Source organism: Streptomyces sp. NPDC047886, assembly GCF_043204435.1.
GTDB lineage: Bacteria > Actinomycetota > Actinomycetes > Streptomycetales > Streptomycetaceae > Streptomyces.
Genome location: NZ_JBIDCF010000001.1, coordinates 738,278 through 754,046, shown reverse-complemented (window position 1 = coordinate 754,046; position 15,769 = coordinate 738,278). Strand labels below are relative to the sequence as shown.

15 protein-coding genes are annotated in these 15,769 nt (G+C 73.1%); 8 read left to right on the top strand and 7 right to left on the bottom strand.

Annotated elements, in window-relative coordinates:
- Positions 1–55: 55 nt before the first annotated feature.
- The 3 genes from nirD to ACGF5U_RS03365 form a co-directional block, all read right to left on the bottom strand.
- The gene (gene nirD / locus ACGF5U_RS03375) at positions 56–346 is read right to left on the bottom strand and encodes a nitrite reductase small subunit NirD (protein WP_392714979.1); all 291 of its coding nucleotides are present in this window, start codon (positions 344–346) and stop codon (positions 56–58) included.
- A gap of 71 nt (positions 347–417) precedes the next feature.
- A complete protein-coding gene (gene nirB / locus ACGF5U_RS03370; RefSeq protein WP_392714748.1) occupies positions 418–2,940 on the bottom strand; it encodes a nitrite reductase large subunit NirB in 2,523 nt (840 codons plus the stop codon).
- A 1-nt stretch (position 2,941) separates the two neighbouring features.
- Positions 2,942–4,213 carry an NAD(P)/FAD-dependent oxidoreductase gene (locus tag ACGF5U_RS03365; protein ID WP_392714749.1) on the bottom strand — a complete coding sequence of 424 codons (1,272 nt, stop codon included), beginning with the start codon at positions 4,211–4,213 and terminating at the stop codon, positions 2,942–2,944.
- Between the two features lie 236 nt (positions 4,214–4,449).
- Here ACGF5U_RS03365 and ACGF5U_RS03360 point away from each other — a divergent pair, with 236 nt between their 5' ends.
- The 4 genes from ACGF5U_RS03360 (at position 4,450) to ACGF5U_RS03345 (ending at position 7,665) form a co-directional block, all read left to right on the top strand.
- A complete protein-coding gene (locus ACGF5U_RS03360; RefSeq protein ID WP_392714750.1) occupies positions 4,450–4,920 on the top strand; it encodes a hypothetical protein in 471 nt (156 codons plus the stop codon).
- A gap of 10 nt (positions 4,921–4,930) precedes the next feature.
- Positions 4,931–6,139 carry a sensor histidine kinase gene (locus ACGF5U_RS03355; RefSeq protein ID WP_392714751.1) on the top strand — a complete coding sequence of 403 codons (1,209 nt, stop codon included), beginning with the start codon at positions 4,931–4,933 and terminating at the stop codon, positions 6,137–6,139.
- A gap of 11 nt (positions 6,140–6,150) precedes the next feature.
- The gene (locus tag ACGF5U_RS03350; RefSeq protein WP_392714752.1) at positions 6,151–6,822 is read left to right on the top strand and encodes a response regulator transcription factor; all 672 of its coding nucleotides are present in this window, start codon (positions 6,151–6,153) and stop codon (positions 6,820–6,822) included.
- A gap of 63 nt (positions 6,823–6,885) precedes the next feature.
- Positions 6,886–7,665, top strand: coding sequence for a TSUP family transporter (locus tag ACGF5U_RS03345; RefSeq protein WP_392714753.1), 780 nt, complete (start codon positions 6,886–6,888; stop codon positions 7,663–7,665).
- A gap of 15 nt (positions 7,666–7,680) precedes the next feature.
- On the opposite strand, the gene ACGF5U_RS03340 is transcribed toward ACGF5U_RS03345, so the two are convergent.
- The gene (locus ACGF5U_RS03340; protein WP_392714754.1) at positions 7,681–8,328 is read right to left on the bottom strand and encodes a class F sortase; all 648 of its coding nucleotides are present in this window, start codon (positions 8,326–8,328) and stop codon (positions 7,681–7,683) included.
- Positions 8,329–8,496: 168 nt separating this feature from the next.
- The gene (locus ACGF5U_RS03335; protein WP_392714755.1) at positions 8,497–9,027 is read right to left on the bottom strand and encodes a hypothetical protein; all 531 of its coding nucleotides are present in this window, start codon (positions 9,025–9,027) and stop codon (positions 8,497–8,499) included.
- Positions 9,028–9,276: 249 nt separating this feature from the next.
- Here ACGF5U_RS03335 and ACGF5U_RS03330 point away from each other — a divergent pair, with 249 nt between their 5' ends.
- The 4 genes from ACGF5U_RS03330 (at position 9,277) to ACGF5U_RS03315 (ending at position 12,850) form a co-directional block, all read left to right on the top strand.
- Positions 9,277–9,885 carry an NADPH-dependent FMN reductase gene (locus ACGF5U_RS03330; RefSeq protein ID WP_392714756.1) on the top strand — a complete coding sequence of 203 codons (609 nt, stop codon included), beginning with the start codon at positions 9,277–9,279 and terminating at the stop codon, positions 9,883–9,885.
- Positions 9,886–10,111: 226 nt separating this feature from the next.
- Complete coding sequence (locus ACGF5U_RS03325; RefSeq protein ID WP_392714757.1) at positions 10,112–12,013, top strand: FHA domain-containing protein; 1,902 nt, start codon at positions 10,112–10,114, stop codon at positions 12,011–12,013.
- Between the two features lie 106 nt (positions 12,014–12,119).
- Positions 12,120–12,425 (top strand): divalent-cation tolerance protein CutA, encoded by a 306-nt coding sequence (gene cutA / locus ACGF5U_RS03320; protein WP_392714980.1) that lies wholly within the window; start codon positions 12,120–12,122, stop codon positions 12,423–12,425.
- The gene (locus ACGF5U_RS03315; RefSeq protein WP_392714981.1) at positions 12,425–12,850 is read left to right on the top strand and encodes a gamma-glutamylcyclotransferase family protein; all 426 of its coding nucleotides are present in this window, start codon (positions 12,425–12,427) and stop codon (positions 12,848–12,850) included. Before cutA ends, ACGF5U_RS03315 begins: the two co-directional genes overlap by 1 nt.
- Here the strand turns inward: ACGF5U_RS03315 and ACGF5U_RS03310 are convergent.
- On the bottom strand, positions 12,810–14,906 hold the full coding sequence (locus ACGF5U_RS03310) for a molybdopterin oxidoreductase family protein (RefSeq protein WP_392714758.1): 2,097 nt from the start codon (positions 14,904–14,906) through the stop codon (positions 12,810–12,812). The genes ACGF5U_RS03315 and ACGF5U_RS03310 overlap by 41 nt on opposite strands.
- Before the next feature lie 164 nt (positions 14,907–15,070).
- Entirely contained in the window at positions 15,071–15,760 is a 690-nt protein-coding gene (locus tag ACGF5U_RS03305) for a vancomycin high temperature exclusion protein (RefSeq protein ID WP_392714759.1), read from the bottom strand.
- Between the last annotated feature and the right edge of the window lie 9 nt (positions 15,761–15,769).

The following is a 15,769-nucleotide window of genomic DNA, read 5'->3' as shown; positions in this document are numbered from 1 at the left end:
GCCAGCGGCCGGGACCGCCCGCGTGCGGCCGGGTAGGGCCGGGTACGGCCCGTCGTCAGGCCGTACGGACCGGGTACACCGCCACCGACACGTCGTCGTCGTCCAGGCAGCGGCCCGTCTCCAGGTCGAACCGCTGCTTCAGCAGCGGCGACGCCACGAAGGTCCGGCCGCCCGCCGAGCCGACCAGGCCCCGCGACAGGACCTGCGCGCCCGTGAACGGGTCCCGGTTGTCGATCGCGTACAGCCGCCCGGCCCTGTCCCGGAACAGCGCCGCCTGCCGGCCGTCCGGCAGGAGGGCCGCCATGCCGCGGCCCGGTGTCAGCACCGAGAGGTCGCAGACCGTCATCCAGTCGCCGTCACCTTCGGCGCCCCTGTTTTCCGCGCCTTCGCCGTGGCCCACGGGGGAGAGTTCGAGCTTCATCGGGCGGTCACACCTTCCAGGGTCAGGACCGTCAGGTCCGGCTTGATCTGGTCCCGCTCCGGCACGAACCGCACCGACGGGTCCGGCGCGTCCGGGGCGTTCACGAAGGAGACGAACCGGTTCAGCCGCTCCGGGTCCTGGAGCGTCTCGGCCCACTCGTCCCGGTAGTTCGACACATGGCGGGCCATCAGCGCGTCCAGCTCGTCGCCGATGCCCAGCGAGTCCTCGACCACGACCTCGCGCACATGGTCGAGTCCGATCCGCTCCACCCACGGCGCCGTGCGCTCCAGCCGCTCGGCCGTGCGGATGTAGTACATGAGGAACCGGTCGATCAGCCTGATCAGTTCGGCGTCGGACAGGTCCTTGGCCAGCAGGTCCGCGTGGCGCGGCGTCGCACCGCCGTTGCCGCCGACGTACAGGTTCCAGCCGTTGGCGGTGGCGATGACGCCGAAGTCCTTCGACTGGGCCTCCGCGCACTCCCGCTGGCAGCCGGACACCGCCGACTTCAGCTTGTGCGGCGCCCGCAGGCCCCGGTAGCGCAGCTCCAGGTCGATCGCCATGCGCACCGAGTCCTGGACGCCGTAGCGGCACCAGGTCTGCCCCACACAGGACTTCACCGTCCGCAGCGCCTTGCCGTACGCGTGCCCCGACTCGAAGCCCGCGTCCACCAGCCGTGCCCAGATCACCGGGAGCTGTTCCACGCGCGCCCCGAACAGGTCGATGCGCTGGCCGCCCGTGATCTTCGTGTAGAGCCCGAAGTCCCGGGCGACCTCACCGATGACGATCAGCTTCTCCGGGGTGATCTCGCCCCCCGGGATGCGCGGCACGATCGAGTACGAGCCGTTGCGCTGCATGTTGGCGAGGAAGTGGTCGTTGGTGTCCTGGAGGGCGGCCTGCTCGCCGTCGAGGATGTAGCCGTTGGACAGGGAGGCCAGGATCGAGCCCACGACCGGCTTGCAGATCTCGCAGCCGTCGCCGCCCTTCGCCTCCTCGCGCCCGTACCGGTCGAGGAGATCGGCGAACGAGGCGATCCGCAGCACCTGCACGATCTCGTACAGCTCCTGGCGGGTCTTCCCGAAGCAGCCGCACAGACCCCCGTCACCGGTCTTCGGCAGCAGCTGCTGGAGGACCTTCACGCAACTGCCGCAGCCCGTGCCCGCCTTGGTGCACTTCTTCACCTCCGGCAGGGTCGTGTGCTCGCAGATCGCGCCCTTGGAGACGTTGTGGCAGGAGCAGATCACCGCGTCGTCCGGCAGCGACTCCGGGCCCAGCGCGACCGGCGCGCCCGCCCCGGCCGGCAGGACCAGCTGCTCGGGCGGGACCGGCGGCACCGAACCGGTCAGCGGCCGCAGCATCCCGTACGCGTCGGCGTCGCCGACGAGGATGCCGCCCAGCAGCACACCGTCGGACGACACCACCAGCTTCTTGTAGACCCCGGAGCGCGAGTCGGAGTAGACGACGTCCAGGCAGTCGTCCGCCGTGCCGTGTGCGTCACCGAACGACGCCACGTCCACACCGAGCAGCTTCAGCTTGGTCGACAGGTCCGCCCCGGTGAACGCCGACTGCCGCTCCGTGATCGCGTCGGCGGCCGTCAGCGCCATCTCGTAGCCGGGCGCGACGAGCCCGTACACCCGGCCGTCCGCCGCGAGCGCGCACTCGCCGATCGCGAACACGGCCGGGTCGGAGGTACGGCACTGCTCGTCGACCGTGATGCCGCCGCGCTCGCCGACCGTCAGCCCGCACTCCCGGGCGAGCTGGTCGCGGGGGCGGACACCGGCCGAGAACACCACCAGGTCGGTGGCGAGTTCGGAGCCGTCCGACAGCTTCATCCCGGTGACGGTGCCGTCGGCGCCGGCGACGACCTCCTGGGTGCCGACGCCCGTGTGGACGCCGAGCCCCATGCCCTCGATCGTGCGCAGCAGCGCCGCGCCGCCGCCCTCGTCCACCTGCACCGGCATCAGCCGGGGCGCGAACTCCACGATGTGGGTGTCCAGGCCGAGGCCCTTGAGCGCGCCGGCCGCCTCCAGGCCCAGCAGACCGCCGCCGACGACCGCGCCGGTCCTCGCCGTCTTCGCGTACTCCTCGATCGCGAGCAGGTCCTCGATGGTGCGGTAGACGAAGCAGCCCGTCGCGTCCTTCCCGGGGACCGGCGGCACGAACGGGTACGAGCCGGTGGCCAGGACCAGCGTGTCGTACGTGACGGTCATCCCGGACCGGGCGGTGACCGTGCGGGTCTCCCGGTCGACGGAGACCGCCGGGTCGTCGGTGTGCAGCTCGATGCCGTGCTCCGCCATGAAGCCCTCGGGGACCATCGACAGGTCGTCGGGCGTCTTGCCGGAGAAGTACGAGGTCAGCTGGACCCGGTCGTACGCGGGGCGGGGCTCCTCGCACAGGACGACCACGCGGGACCGCCCGGTCACACCGCGCTCGGCGAGCGCCTCCAGGAAGCGCTGGCCGACCATGCCGTGGCCGACGAGGACGATGGTGGGCGTGTTCGCAGCCCCGGGCGTGTTCGGCATGTCAGGAGCCTCCGTCATGGGTGAGCAGGTGGAGCAGGGGCGCGTCCGGAAGGGCCTCGTCGCCCTCCCACGCCCGGGCGAGGGTGCCGACCGCGCCCAGATCGCCGAGCAGGACGCCACCGACCAGCCGGTCGCCGCGCACGACGACCTTCCGGTAGGCGCTGCGGGTGGCGTCGGTCAGCCGCACGGTGTCGTCGCCGGGCTGCGGGACCGCCTCGCCGAACGCCGCCAGTTCGAGGGCGTCCATGCTGAGCCGGGTCAGCGCGCGGGTGCCCCGGTAGGCGGCGGTGACGGTTCCGGTGGCGGCCGTGCTGCCGGTGGTGCTGATGTTTCCGGTGCCGCCGGTGCCGCCGGTGGCTTCGGTGGCTTCGGTGGCTTCGGTGGTGCCGGTGAGCACGTCCGTGAGGACGTCGGCCTGTTCCAGGGCCGCCCCGGCCAGGCCGTAGATCCGGCCGTCGTGCTCGGCGCAGTCGCCGATGGCGTGGATGTACGGGTCGGACGTGCGCAGCTGGTCGTCCACGACGATCCCGCGCCGCACGTCAAGGCCGGCCTCGACGGCGAGGCCGATACGCGGCCGGACCCCGCAGGCCAGCACCACGACGTCCGCGTCCAGCACGAACCCGTCCGCCAGCTCCACCGCGTCCACCGCCCCGGAGGCGACCCGCAGACCGCGCACCCGGCACTCGGTGTGGACCTCCACACCCAGCGACACCAGATGATCGCGCAGCAGCTCCGAGGCCTCGGCGTCCAGCTGGCGCTCCATGAGGTGCTCGCCCTGCTGGGCCAGCATCACCTCCGCGCCCCTGGCGGCCAGCGCCCGGGCCGCCGAGACGCCCAGCAGCCCACCCCCGATCACCACGGCCCGTACGCCGGGGCGGACCAGGCCGTCCAGCGCCAGGCAGTCGTCGAGCGTCCGGAACGCGTGGACGCCGGCCGGCAGCCGGCCGTTGCCCAGGCCGCGCAGCGGCGGCAGCACCGGGTTGGAGCCGGTCGCCAGGACCAGCCGGTCGTATGCGACCGTGCTGCCGTCGTCGCAGCGCACCAGCCGGGCCGCCCGGTCGATGCCGGTCACCCGCACCCCCCGCCGTACCGGCTCGCCCGCCGGCTGCGGCAGGGCGATCACCTCGGGCCCGTACCGGCCGGCCAGGACGTCCGCCAGCAGCACCCGGTTGTACGGGGTGTGCGGCTCCTCGCCGAGCAGGGTGACGGGCAGCCGCTCGGCGAGGCGTGCCCCCGCCGTACCACCGCCGACCACCACGATCCGTGAACTCATGCTCAGCAGCGTGCGTCGGCGGTGTTTCCCGGCCGCATCCCGTTTGTTTCACGCGCGGAAAGCTGACCTCAGCGGCACCGCGCCCCGGCCGTGAGGCCACGCGCCCTCAGCCCCGGGGGAAAGTCCGGCGTGGGGACGGGACGGGACGGTGGGGTACAGGGGGTGGGGGAAACCGAACCCTCCGCCTCCGTGCCCGCACGGTCGTGCCGGGCCGGGCCCGCCGGGAGGCTGGAGGCATGGACACCGCACCGGCGACCGTACGCACGGTCCTCACCGAGCCGTTCCGCGCCTCGACCTGGAAACGGGTCGCCCACCTGCTGCTCGCCCCGGCCGCCGCGCTGCTGGGCGTTCCGCACCGCCTCGCCCGGCGACTGCTCGGCGTGGAGATCGCCGACCCCGCCCCCGTACGGCTCCTGCTGTACGCCGTCCTGGCCACGCCGCTGAACCTGCTCGCGGCCTTCATCACCGTCTACGGCTGGTCGGTCGTCCCCATGAACCTCGGGTGGCCCCTGCGGGCCTCCGACCCGGCCGGAGCCTGGGGCGGACCGACCTTCGCCGGGGCGTGGGCCTTCCACGCCGTCGTGGGCGGCGTCGGCTTCCTCCTGCTGATGCCGTGGATCGGCCGGGGCCTCACCGCCCTGCAGACGCGGCTGGCCGGCCGGCTCCTGCGGGACGCGTCCCAGGACCGACCGGCCCACACCACCTAGGTTCGGGGCCATGATCCTGCTCCGTACCGTGCTGTGCGCGGCGCTGTACGCGGTCGTCGCCCTCCCGCTCGCGGTGGCCGGGTTCGTCCTGGTCGTCGTCGGTCTCGTCGTCGGCGGAGTCCTGTCGGTGACCCCGCTCGGCCCGTGGCTGATCGCCCTGACCGTGCGCGGCGCCCTCGCGCTCGGCGCGCTCCACCGCCTGCTCGCCCGCGTCCTGCTCGGCCTGTCGGTGGAGCCGCCGGTGCGGCGCACCCGCCCCGGCGCCTTCGGGTGGCGGCGCGCCGTGCTCGGCGACCGGGCCGGGTGGCGCGCCGTCGGCTGGGCGCTGGCGGCCCCGCTCACCGCCGTCCCGCCGCTGGGAGCGGTGCTGGCCGGTGGTGTGTACGGAACGCTGTTCACCCTGCATCCCGTGCTGGGGCGCTGGAACTCGCTGCAGGTCGCGGGCGTCCGGTTCGACACCTGGCCCCGCTGGACGGTGCCGTTCGCGCTCGGGCTGGTCCTCCTCGCCCTCACACCGGGGCTGCTGCGCCGGGCCCTCGTACCGCACCGGGCACTGCTGGCCGCGCTGCTCGGCGAGAGCGCCGCCGACCGGCGCATCCGGACGCTGGAGGAGACCCGGGCGCTGGCGGTCGAGGACGCGGCCGCCACCCTGCGGCGCATCGAACGCGATCTGCACGACGGCACCCAGGCCCGGCTGGTGGCCCTCGGCATGCACCTCACGCTCATCCGCGAGCTGATCGCGGCGGACGCGGGCCGGGACCGGCTGCTCACCGTCGTGGAGACCGCGCGGGGCAACGCCACACAGGCCGTCGCCGAACTGCGCGCCCTGGTCAAGGGCATCCACCCGCCCGCGCTCGACCAGGGCCTCTCCACCGCCCTCGCCACGCTCGCCTCGGACACGGCACTGCCCGTCGCGGCGACGGTGGAGCTGACCCGCCGCCCGCCCCCGGCGGTCGAGGCCATCGCGTACTTCTGCGCCGCCGAGCTCCTCGCCAACGCGGCCAAGCACAGTGGCGCCCCCGCTGCCCGCGTGGACGTCCGCGACCTGGACGGCGCCCTGTGGCTGACCGTCTCGGACGACGGCCGGGGCGGCGCCGCCGTGGGCTCCGGCAGCGGGCTGACCGGCCTGCTGGCCCGCGTCCGTGCCGTGGACGGGACGCTCACCTGCGACAGCCCGCCCGGGGGCCCTACGGTGGTCACCGTCGTTCTCCCGTACTGAAGGGCCCGTGGATGCGTGTCGTCATCGCCGAGGACTCCGTGATCCTGCGTGAGGGCCTGGTCCAGCTCCTCGCCCTGCGCGGCGTCGAGGTCTGCGCGGCCGTCGGTGACGCGCGGGCCCTGCTCGCCGCCGTCGCCGAGCACCGCCCGGACGCCGCCGTCATCGACATCCGGCTGCCGCCGACGCACACCGACGAGGGGCTGCGGGCGGCCGTCGCCCTGCGCCGCGCCGCGCCCGCGCCCGGCGTGCTGATCTTCTCCCAGTACGTGGAGACCCGGTACGCCGAGCAGCTGCTCGGCGACGGCGGCGCGGGCGTCGGCTATCTGCTGAAGGAGCGGGTCGTCGACATCGCCGAGTTCGTGTCGGCGCTGGAACGGGTCGCGGCCGGCGGAACGGCCCTCGACCCCGAGGTGGTGCGCCGGCTGTTCGGCGCGAGCCGCCGCACCTCCGCCCTCGACCGGCTCACGCCCCGCGAGCGCGAGGTGCTGGGCCTGATGGCGGAGGGCCGCACCAACCAGTCGATCGCCGAGCGGTTCGTCGTCTCCGAGCGGGCGGTCGAGAAGCACGTCGCGAACATCTTCACCAAGCTCGACCTGCCCGTGGGGGAGGGCGGACACCGCCGCGTCCTGGCCGTGCTCCGGTATCTGGAGGCCCCGGACCCGCACCCGGGCCCGAACCTCTGAGGAAGCTCAAGAGTTCCGTGATCGATGGGCAGGCCATCTACCGGTCTTTGTACAGTCGAACTCATGCCCGACATCTCGATGACCACCGTTGTCTTCCTCTGCGCGGCCGCGCTCGTGGCCGGGTGGATCGACGCCGTGGTCGGCGGTGGCGGCCTGCTGCTCCTGCCGGCCCTCCTGATCGGGCTGCCCCACCTCCCGGCACCGCAGAGCCTGGGCACCAACAAGGCGGTCGCCATCGTCGGCACGACGGGCGCCGCGCTCACCTACGTACGCAAGGCGCCCGTCAACGTGAAGACGGCCGTACGGGTCGGCCTGGCCGCGCTCGCGGGCTCGGCGGGCGGGGCGTCGTTCGCCAAGGCCATCGACAGCGACGTGCTGCGGCCCGTCATCCTGGTCGTGCTGGTCGCCGTCGCGGCGTTCGTGATCCTCCGCCCGTCCTTCGGGACGACCGACGCCCCCGCGGGCCCGGTGCGGCGGGCCCGGGTCGTCACCGCGATCGTGCTCGTCGGCGGCGGCATCGGGTTCTACGACGGGCTCTTCGGGCCGGGCACGGGCACGTTCCTGGTGCTGGCGCTGACCGCCGTCCTCCATCTCGACCTGGTGACCGCGTCCGCGACCGCCAAGATCGTCAACGTCTGCACCAACGCCGGGGCGCTCGCCATGTTCGCCTACCAGGGGAACGTGCTGTGGCGGCTCGCGGCGCTCATGGCCGTGTTCAACCTGGCCGGCGCGATGCTGGGTGCCCGGATGGCCCTGCGGAAGGGCGCGGAGTTCGTCCGTGGAGTGCTGCTGGTCGTGGTGTTCTCGCTGGTCGCGAAGTTGGCGTTCGACCAGTGGGGCTGACCCGGGCCGCGCGGCTCAGCGCACGCCGATCAGGTGCGCGTACGCCACCACGTTCCCCCGGTAGCCGGTCCGCTGGGAGAAGCCGCCACCGCAGGTGATGACGCGTAGCTCGGCACGGTCCGCCCGCCCGTACACCTTGCGGTCGGGGAAGGCGTCGTTGTCGTACACCTCGATGGCGTCGACCGTGAACACGGCGGTCCGCCCGTCCATCCGGTCCACCTCCACGCGATGGCCCTTCTTCAGCGCGCCGAGCGCGTAGAAGACAGCGGGGCCGTGCGCGTTGTCCACATGGCCCGCCATGATCGCGGTGCCCTCGGCGCCGGGCGGGGTGCCGTCCTTGAACCAGCCGGCCACATTGCGGTTCCCCGCCGGCGGTACGTCCAGGCTGCCGTCCGGGCCGAGACCGAGGCGCATCACGGGCGCGTCGACGTCGATGGCCGGGATCCGGACGCGGACCGGGGCGGACGGGGGCAGCGGCTCGGCGGCCGCGTCGGTGTGCCGGTGCGGGCCCGCCGCGAACGCCTCGGCGGCGGACGGGAGCGGCGGGGTCACGTCCGCGGAGCCGTTCTGGACGAGCCACAGCCCGACGCAGACCGCGACCGCGACGCCCCATGCCTTGCCCTTGGCGGGCCCCTGGCCCGTCGTGGCGGTGGGGCTGCTCATGCGGTGGGTCCTCCGGTGACGGACCCCCCGTCCCCGCCGCGGTCTCGGGGCCACGCGGCAGGGACGGGGAGACTGGGGGTGGGGCGGTGTCCGGTGCGGACGTCCGTTTCCGGGTGGTGGCCGGATCGCGCCGTAGTGGTCGGTTCGCGCTGGTTCGCGGCTCGTTCCTCAGGCCCCTCGGCGGCGCAGGAGCCAGAGGCCCGCGCCCGCGGCGGCCGTGAGCACCGCGACGCCCGCCGCGATCTGCGGGGTGTCCGGGCCGACGCTGCCGCCCACGCCTGTGCGCACATGGCCGCTGGGGGCCGTGTGGTGGTCGGACGGCGGGGTGTGGTGGTCGGTCGGGCCGCCGCCGTGCGTGACGGTCACGTTCCCCGTGGCGGTCTTGCCGTTGTCGCAGGCGACACCGATGCCGTAGGTACCCGGCTTGGCGTGGGCGGGGATCCTGAACTGGCCCACCACGACCTCCTTGTGGGTGCCGGGGGACAGCTTGAACTCACCGGCGCCCAGCGACTGCGCGTCGCCCACGCCCCGGCCGTTCGGGCCGCAGGCGGTCGTGTTCACCGTGACGGTCGCGCCCGGGGCCGCCGTCGACGGGTTCACCTCCAGCCGCTCGAAGTCCCCGGCGTACGCGGGGGAGGCGACGCCGAGGGCGAGGACCGCCAGCGCGGTACCAGTGAGCAGGCGGGCAGTGGTGCGCATGGGGGTCCTCCGGGCAGCGCTACGGGCGGGTGTCCTGTTCTTCGAGGTAAGGCCCCGCGCGTCGGCGGCGCATGCTGATGGGGTATCAGTTTTCCTCCGTTCGTGTCGGCGTGCCGCCCTGGACGGTGGGTGTCATCGCAGGTCAGTGGCTTGTTGGTGGTCTTGTGGGAGGAGGTGTGTCGAACGGGTGACGGGCCGTCGGCTGCGAGGCTTGACCTCAATCAAGGTTGAGGTACCACGCTTCTCGGTATGGAACTCACCACGCGGGAAAACCCGTCCCTGTCCACGCTCCGCCTCGCGCTCATCGTCGGCAGCGATCGTGAGGGCCGCTTCGGCCCGGTCGTCGCCGACTGGTTCCTCTCCCTCGCCCGCGAGCGGACCGACTTCACCGTCGACGTCGTGGACGTCGCCGACTCCCGGCTGCCGACCGCCCTGTCGTTCAACCCCGGCCCCGACGTCCGTACCGAACTGGACAAGGTCAGCCCCCGGCTCGCCGAGGCCGACGCGTTCGCCGTCCTCACGCCCGAGTACAACCACTCCTACCCGGCCTCGCTGAAGCGCCTGATCGACTGGCACTACGCCGAATGGCAGGCCAAGCCGGTCGGGTTCCTCTCCTACGGCGGAGTCTCCGGCGGCCTGCGCGCCGTGGAGCACCTGCGGCAGGTCTTCGCCGAACTGCACGCGGTCACCGTCCGCGACACGGTCTCCTTCCACCACGCGCACGGCCTCTTCGACGACGAGGGCGCGCCCAAGGACCCGGCCGGGCCGGAAGCCGCCGTGAAGAAGATGCTGGACCAGCTCGCCTGGTGGGCGCACGCCCTCCGGGACGCCAAGGCCGTCCGCCCCTACACGGCCTGACGTCAAGAGCGCGAGGGGGCGAAAGGGGCGGGTACGTAGGGCCGTCGGCGCGTGTGATGGCATATTCCCTGATTCACCGCCTGTGTGATGACAGGTCAGGACGAATGTCTTCTCATCGCACCTGGGGGCGCCCTAAGATTGCGGTCCGTGCCGGTCGGCTCGCACCCTGTGACGCGGTGCGGGCCGCTCGGCGCCCGTATCCGTGGTTCAGGGAAATGGGTGACCCATGCCTCCTCGCCTCGTCGGCCAGCAAGGCTCTCTCGCGGGAAAGCAGTTCCCGATCGGCGCCACCCCGGTGACCCTGGGCCGCAACAGTGACAACGACGTGGTCATCACCCGGGAGAACGTCTCCCGCTTTCACGCCGAGGTGCGCCGCGAGGGCCACGGATTCGTGTTGTACGACAGTGGCAGCAGCAATGGGACCATGGTCAACGGGCAGCGGGTGACCTCGCACGTACTGCAACCCGGAGACCTCATCGAGATCGGGGGCGAAACCCTTCGTTTCGAGGCGGCCGACGCGCTGGAGACCATCATCGACCTCTCCGTGCTGCGGCCCCTCGGTCCTACGGCGACGACGGTCACGACGGGGCCGGTACTGCGCGTCACGGTCTCCGGCGGCGGCCCTGTCGGACTCGCCTTCGCCCTGCTCCTCGAACACCTCATGGGGCGGCGCGTGGCCGTCACGGTGTACGACGGCCGCTGGACACAGGAGGGGACGAGGGTCGTATGGCGCGACGAAGGACAGGGCAACGTCCGGCGGCAGCAGGTCGTCACGGTGCAGAGCCGCCAGTACCTCAACCTGCCCGACGAGGTGCGGCGACGGCTGTTCCGGGGTGACGCGTACTCCGAGATGTGGCCGGTCGGCCCCGACTCGATCGGGGGCCACAACCCGAGGAACCTCCGCATCGCCTACATCGAGGACACCCTGCTGGAGCTGGCCAACGAGAAGGCGGACCGCATCCGGCTCGTCCCCGCCGCCTTCGACCCGGCGGAGCAGCGGGAGGCGGTGGCCAAGGACCATGTGCTCGCCGTGTGCGAGGGCGGCCGCTCCCGGACCCGGGAGTACTTCACCGACAAATTCGGCAACGCCGACAAGTCCATCTACTCACTGCACGGTCAGCACGTCCAGGACGTGGTTCTGGGACTGCGCGTGAAGTCCACCCTGACCGATCCCATGACCGTCCTGCTGACCGTCGCGCAGAACCGCTTCCTGCTGAATTCCCTGCGCGGTCAGGGATTCCTGAACATGCGGCTCACCGACGCGGAGGCCGCGGAAGTGGTCGGAATCGACCCGGTCCGGCATGTGTTCGAGGAGTGCATCGCCTCACGGCCGTGCGTGATGGGCCGCGACGACCACGGCGATTTCCAGTGCTCGACACACAGCACCCTTTTCCTGCCGGCCATGGTCAAGGGTTCGGTGCTGTGGAAAAGGGTGCTGGAGGGGCTGGTGCTCTTCGGGGTCGCCGAACGCGATCTGAGGGCGGTCACCGCGTTCCGTCTCGACATGGTGCAGCGGCCCCGGTTCACCACCCGGCTCTACTCCGCCACGTCGACCACCCAGGGCACCTACGGGTTCCTGCTCGGTGACGCCGCCAACGCCATCCACTTCTGGCCGGGCCGCGGCCTCAACAGCGGGCTGGCGTCCGCGATCTCGCTGGCCAGGTCCCTCGACGGCGCCTGGACGGGCAGGCCGTTCCGGGACGCCGACTTCGCCCGCCACGAGGCGGCCATGTCGATGCTCCAGTACCGCCACAAGAGCCGCGCCTGGAACACGATGATCACCACCGACGAGGACGGCGTCAGCCGGCCGATCAAGGAGAAGATCGCCCAGAGCATCGAGGAGTCGGCGGACAAGGGCACGGACAGGGAGGCCGACACCGAGGCGCTGCTGGAACGACTGCGGCAGATCCGCGGCCGTCTGGCGTCCCGCGTCCCCGGCATGCCCGACGACGCGACGCTCCGGGACCACCTGCGGGCCCTGCGCCCCGAGACCCTGCACACCCTGCTGGAGAGCGGGGCGTGGGACACGCTGATCGTCGGCGGTGAAGAGGTGGACATCGACATCTTCTACCGGCAGGGAGGGAAGCCCGCCGCGCCCGATCCCAGGACCGCGCGGGCCGCCACCTGACCCCGCGCCCCCCGTTCCGCGATCCGGGCTCCGGATGTGATCCTGGCGTCGAGGGGGCCGTCCGTCACCGGCCCCGTGACGAAGGAGCGCGCGCGTGACCCCGGCCATGACCGTCCTGACCACCACCGACAGCGCGGCGAAGGCCGAGGAGCTGGCCCGTGGCGCGGTGGAGGCGCGGCTCGCCGCCTGCGCCCAGATCTCCGGTCCCGTGACCTCGGTGTACCGCTGGCAGGGCGCGGTCGAGACCGCCCCGGAGTGGCAGGTGCTGTTCAAGACGGCGGAGACGACGTACGACGCGCTGGAGGCGTACATCCTGCGGGTCCACGACTACGACACGCCGGAGATCATCGCCACGCCGGTGGTGCGGGGCAGCGCCGCCTACCTGGAGTGGGTCGCCCGGGAGACCGCGTGATCGAGCTGCCGTTCTTCGTGTACGGGACGCTGCGGCCCGGCGCGCACAACCACGCCCTGTACCTCCGGGGACGCACGGCGGTCGAGGAGCCCGCCCGGCTGCCGGGCGCCGTCCTCCGGGAAGGGCCCGGCTACCCGTACGCGGTGCGCGGCCCGGGTGACGTGGTCGGCGACCTGGTGCACGCCGTGCCCGGCGCGTACCGCGCGCTGCTGTCCGTGCTCGACCGGTTGGAGGGGTTCTACGGGCCCGGCCATCCGCTGAACCTGTACGAGCGGGAGCCGTGCGACGTCGTCCGGGGACGGGACGGGGCCTTCGTACGGGCCTGGGTGTACGTCGCCGCGGCCCGCACCGAGCCGGGCCCGCCGATCGAGGGCGGCGACTGGTTCAGTCGCGGGCCGGCTCCAGACGTACCGCGCACACCTTGAACTCGGGCATCCGGGACGTCGGGTCGAGGGCCGGGTTGGTCAGCGTGTTGGCCCGGCCCTCGCCCGGCCAGTGGAACGGCATGAACACGGTGTCCGGCCGGATGGCCGTCGTGATGCGGGCCGGGGCGACCGCGCGCCCGCGCCGTGACACCACCGCGACCGGCTCGCCCTCCGCGACGCCCACCCTCTCGGCGAGCCTCGGGTGCAGCTCCACGAAGGGTCCCGGCGCCGCGGCGTTCAGCTCGGCCACCCGACGCGTCTGCGCGCCCGACTGGTACTGGGCCACGACCCGCCCCGTCGTCAGGACGACCGGATACGCCTCGTCCGTCTCCTCGGCCGCCGCCCGGTGCGTGACCGGGACGAACCTGGCCCGCCCGTCCGGGGTCGCGAACCCGTCGAGGAAGAGGCGGGGCGTGCCCGGGTGTTCGGGGTCGGGGCAGGGCCAGAAGACGCCGTCCTCCTCCGCGATCCGCCGGTAGCTGATGCCGGAGTAGTCGGCGGCGCCGCCGGCCGACGCGCGGCGCAGCTCGTCGAAGACCTCCTCCGGGTCGGTGGCGAAGCCCTTCTCCCAGCCGAGCAGCCCGGCGAGCCCGTTCAGGACCTCCAGGTCGGTGCGGACGCCGTCCGGCGGGGTGATCGCCCGGCGGCGGAGCAGGACCCGTCCTTCCAGGTTGGTGGTGGTGCCGGTCTCCTCGGCCCACTGCGTCACGGGCAGGACGACATCGGCGAGCGCCGCCGTCTCGGACAGCACGACATCGGCGACGGCCAGGAAGTCCAGGGACCGGATCCGCTCCTCGACGTGCGCGGCCCGGGGTGCCGACACCACCGGGTTGGACCCCATCAGCAGCAGCGCCTTCACGTCCTGGCCGAGCGCGTCGAGGAGTTCGTAGGCGCTGCGCCCGGGGCCGGGCAGGATGTCGGGGTCGACGCCCCACACCCCGGCGACATGGGCGCGGGCCGCCGGGTCGTCCAGCTTGCGGTAGCCGGGCAGCTGGTCGGCCTTCTGGCCGTGCTCGCGGCCGCCCTGGCCGTTGCCCTGGCCGGTGAGGCAGCCGTACCCGGAGAGCGGGCGGCCGGCCCGGCCGGTGGCGAGGCACAGGTTGATCCAGGCGCCGACCGTGTCGGTGCCCTTGGACTGCTGCTCGGGCCCGCGCGCGGTGAGGACCATGGAGTTCTCGGCGTCGCAGAACAGCCGGACGGTCTCGCGCAGTTGCGGCACGGGCACGCCGGTGATCCGCTCCACGAGCGCCGGCCAGTGCGACATGGCGGCGGCACGGGCGTCGGCCCAGCCGGTCGTACGGCTCTCGATGAAGTCCTGGTCGGTACGGCCCTCGGCGACCACCAGGTGCAGCAGCCCGAGCGCGAGGGCGAGGTCGGTGCCGGGGCGCGGCGCCAGGTGCAGATCGGCCTGTTCGGCGGTGCGGGTGCGGCGCGGGTCGACGACGATCAGCTTGCCGCCGTTCTCCCGCAGCTCCGTGAGGTAGCGCAGCGCGGGCGGCATGGTCTCCGCGATGTTGGAGCCGACCAGGATGACGCAGCCGGTGCGCGGGATGTCCTCCAGCGGGAACGGCAGGCCCCGGTCCACGCCGAACGCCCTGATGTGCGCGGCGGCGGCCGACGACATGCAGAAGCGGCCGTTGTAGTCGATCTGGGAGGTGCCGAGGACGAGCCGGGCGAACTTGCCGAGTGTGTACGCCTTCTCGTTGGTGAGCCCGCCGCCGCCGAAGACGCCCACGCCGTCGGGGCCGTGGCTCTCGCGGGTGCGCCGCAGTCCGTCCGCGACGGCCCGCAGGGCCTCCTCCCAGGTCGCGGGTGTGAGCCTGCCTGTGGCGGGGCGTCGGATCAGCGGCCCGGTCAGCCGTACCCGGGAGGAGAGCACCGCCGGCGCGGTGCGTCCCTTGCCGCACAGAGCGCCCCGGTTGACGGGGAAGTCGGTGCGCTCCACGACGTCGACGACCGGGGCGTCGTCGGCGGTGCCGTCGGCGGCCCGGAGGTTCATCCCGCACTGAAGGGCGCAGTACGGGCAGTGCGTGGAGGTGGTGGTGGCGGCGAGCATGCCATCGAGCGTGCGACGGCCGTGTTACGTCGGCCGTCCTGCGGTGTAACGCACGCGGTACGTCGCGCTCCGGCCGTGGCCGGCCGTGCGGTGAGGGCCGCGGTCCGGGGTGACGGGCCGCGCGTGCCGGAGGGGCCGCGTGTGCGCCCGGTGCCCGGCCGGGGTCAGCCCGCCGACGCCAGCGCCTCGGTGACCCCGGTCTCCTGGCGGCCGAGGAACGTCGGATCGGGCTGGAAGGCCGCGTCCAGCGCGGCCTTCCCGGCCGCCGCGAGCTCCCGTACACCGCCGTAGTACCAGACCGAGTCGTGCGGCTCGGCGACCCCGACACCGTACGACTCGACCCCGGCCGCCTGGCAGAGGGCGACGGCCCGGCGGATGTGGAAGCCCTGGGTCACCAGCACGGCCCGGTCGACGCCGAAGATCTTCCTCGCCCTGACGCAGGAGTCCCAGGTGTCGAACCCGGCGTAGTCGCTGACGATCCGGGTGTCCGGCACGCCGCGCTCGGTCAGGTACGCGCGCATGGCGTCGGGCTCGTCGTATTCGACCCGGCTGTTGTCCCCCGTGACGAGGACGACCTTCACCTTCCCGTCCCGGTACAGCGCGGCGGCCGTGTCGAGCCGGTGCGCCAGGTACGGCGTGGGGCGGCCGTTCCACAGTCCGGCGCCGAAGACGACGGCGACGTCCCGGGCGGGCACGTCGGCGACGGTACGCAGCCGGCTGTCGGCGGCGGCGTGCATCCAGGTCGCGGGCGCGAGGGCCAGGACGCAGCCGAGCATCACGCCCTGCACCAGCCGCCGCTGCCCGCGCCGCCCCCGTAGGCCCGCCGGTACCAGCCGTCGTATCCCGCCCCGCATCGATGGACC

Coding starts and splice junctions, on each gene's coding strand:
- ACGF5U_RS03305 (WP_392714759.1), bottom strand. CDS start 15,760: ATGCGGGGCGGGATACGACGGCTGGTACCGGCGGGCCTACGGGGGCGG.
- ACGF5U_RS03360 (WP_392714750.1), top strand. CDS start 4,450: ATGGACACCGCACCGGCGACCGTACGCACGGTCCTCACCGAGCCGTTC.
- cutA (WP_392714980.1), top strand. CDS start 12,120: ATGACCGTCCTGACCACCACCGACAGCGCGGCGAAGGCCGAGGAGCTG.
- ACGF5U_RS03325 (WP_392714757.1), top strand. CDS start 10,112: ATGCCTCCTCGCCTCGTCGGCCAGCAAGGCTCTCTCGCGGGAAAGCAG.
- nirB (WP_392714748.1), bottom strand. CDS start 2,940: ATGCCGAACACGCCCGGGGCTGCGAACACGCCCACCATCGTCCTCGTC.
- ACGF5U_RS03345 (WP_392714753.1), top strand. CDS start 6,886: ATGCCCGACATCTCGATGACCACCGTTGTCTTCCTCTGCGCGGCCGCG.
- nirD (WP_392714979.1), bottom strand. CDS start 346: ATGACGGTCTGCGACCTCTCGGTGCTGACACCGGGCCGCGGCATGGCG.
- ACGF5U_RS03330 (WP_392714756.1), top strand. CDS start 9,277: ATGGAACTCACCACGCGGGAAAACCCGTCCCTGTCCACGCTCCGCCTC.
- ACGF5U_RS03355 (WP_392714751.1), top strand. CDS start 4,931: ATGATCCTGCTCCGTACCGTGCTGTGCGCGGCGCTGTACGCGGTCGTC.
- ACGF5U_RS03365 (WP_392714749.1), bottom strand. CDS start 4,213: ATGAGTTCACGGATCGTGGTGGTCGGCGGTGGTACGGCGGGGGCACGC.
- ACGF5U_RS03335 (WP_392714755.1), bottom strand. CDS start 9,027: ATGCGCACCACTGCCCGCCTGCTCACTGGTACCGCGCTGGCGGTCCTC.
- ACGF5U_RS03340 (WP_392714754.1), bottom strand. CDS start 8,328: ATGAGCAGCCCCACCGCCACGACGGGCCAGGGGCCCGCCAAGGGCAAG.
- ACGF5U_RS03350 (WP_392714752.1), top strand. CDS start 6,151: ATGCGTGTCGTCATCGCCGAGGACTCCGTGATCCTGCGTGAGGGCCTG.
- ACGF5U_RS03310 (WP_392714758.1), bottom strand. CDS start 14,906: ATGCTCGCCGCCACCACCACCTCCACGCACTGCCCGTACTGCGCCCTT.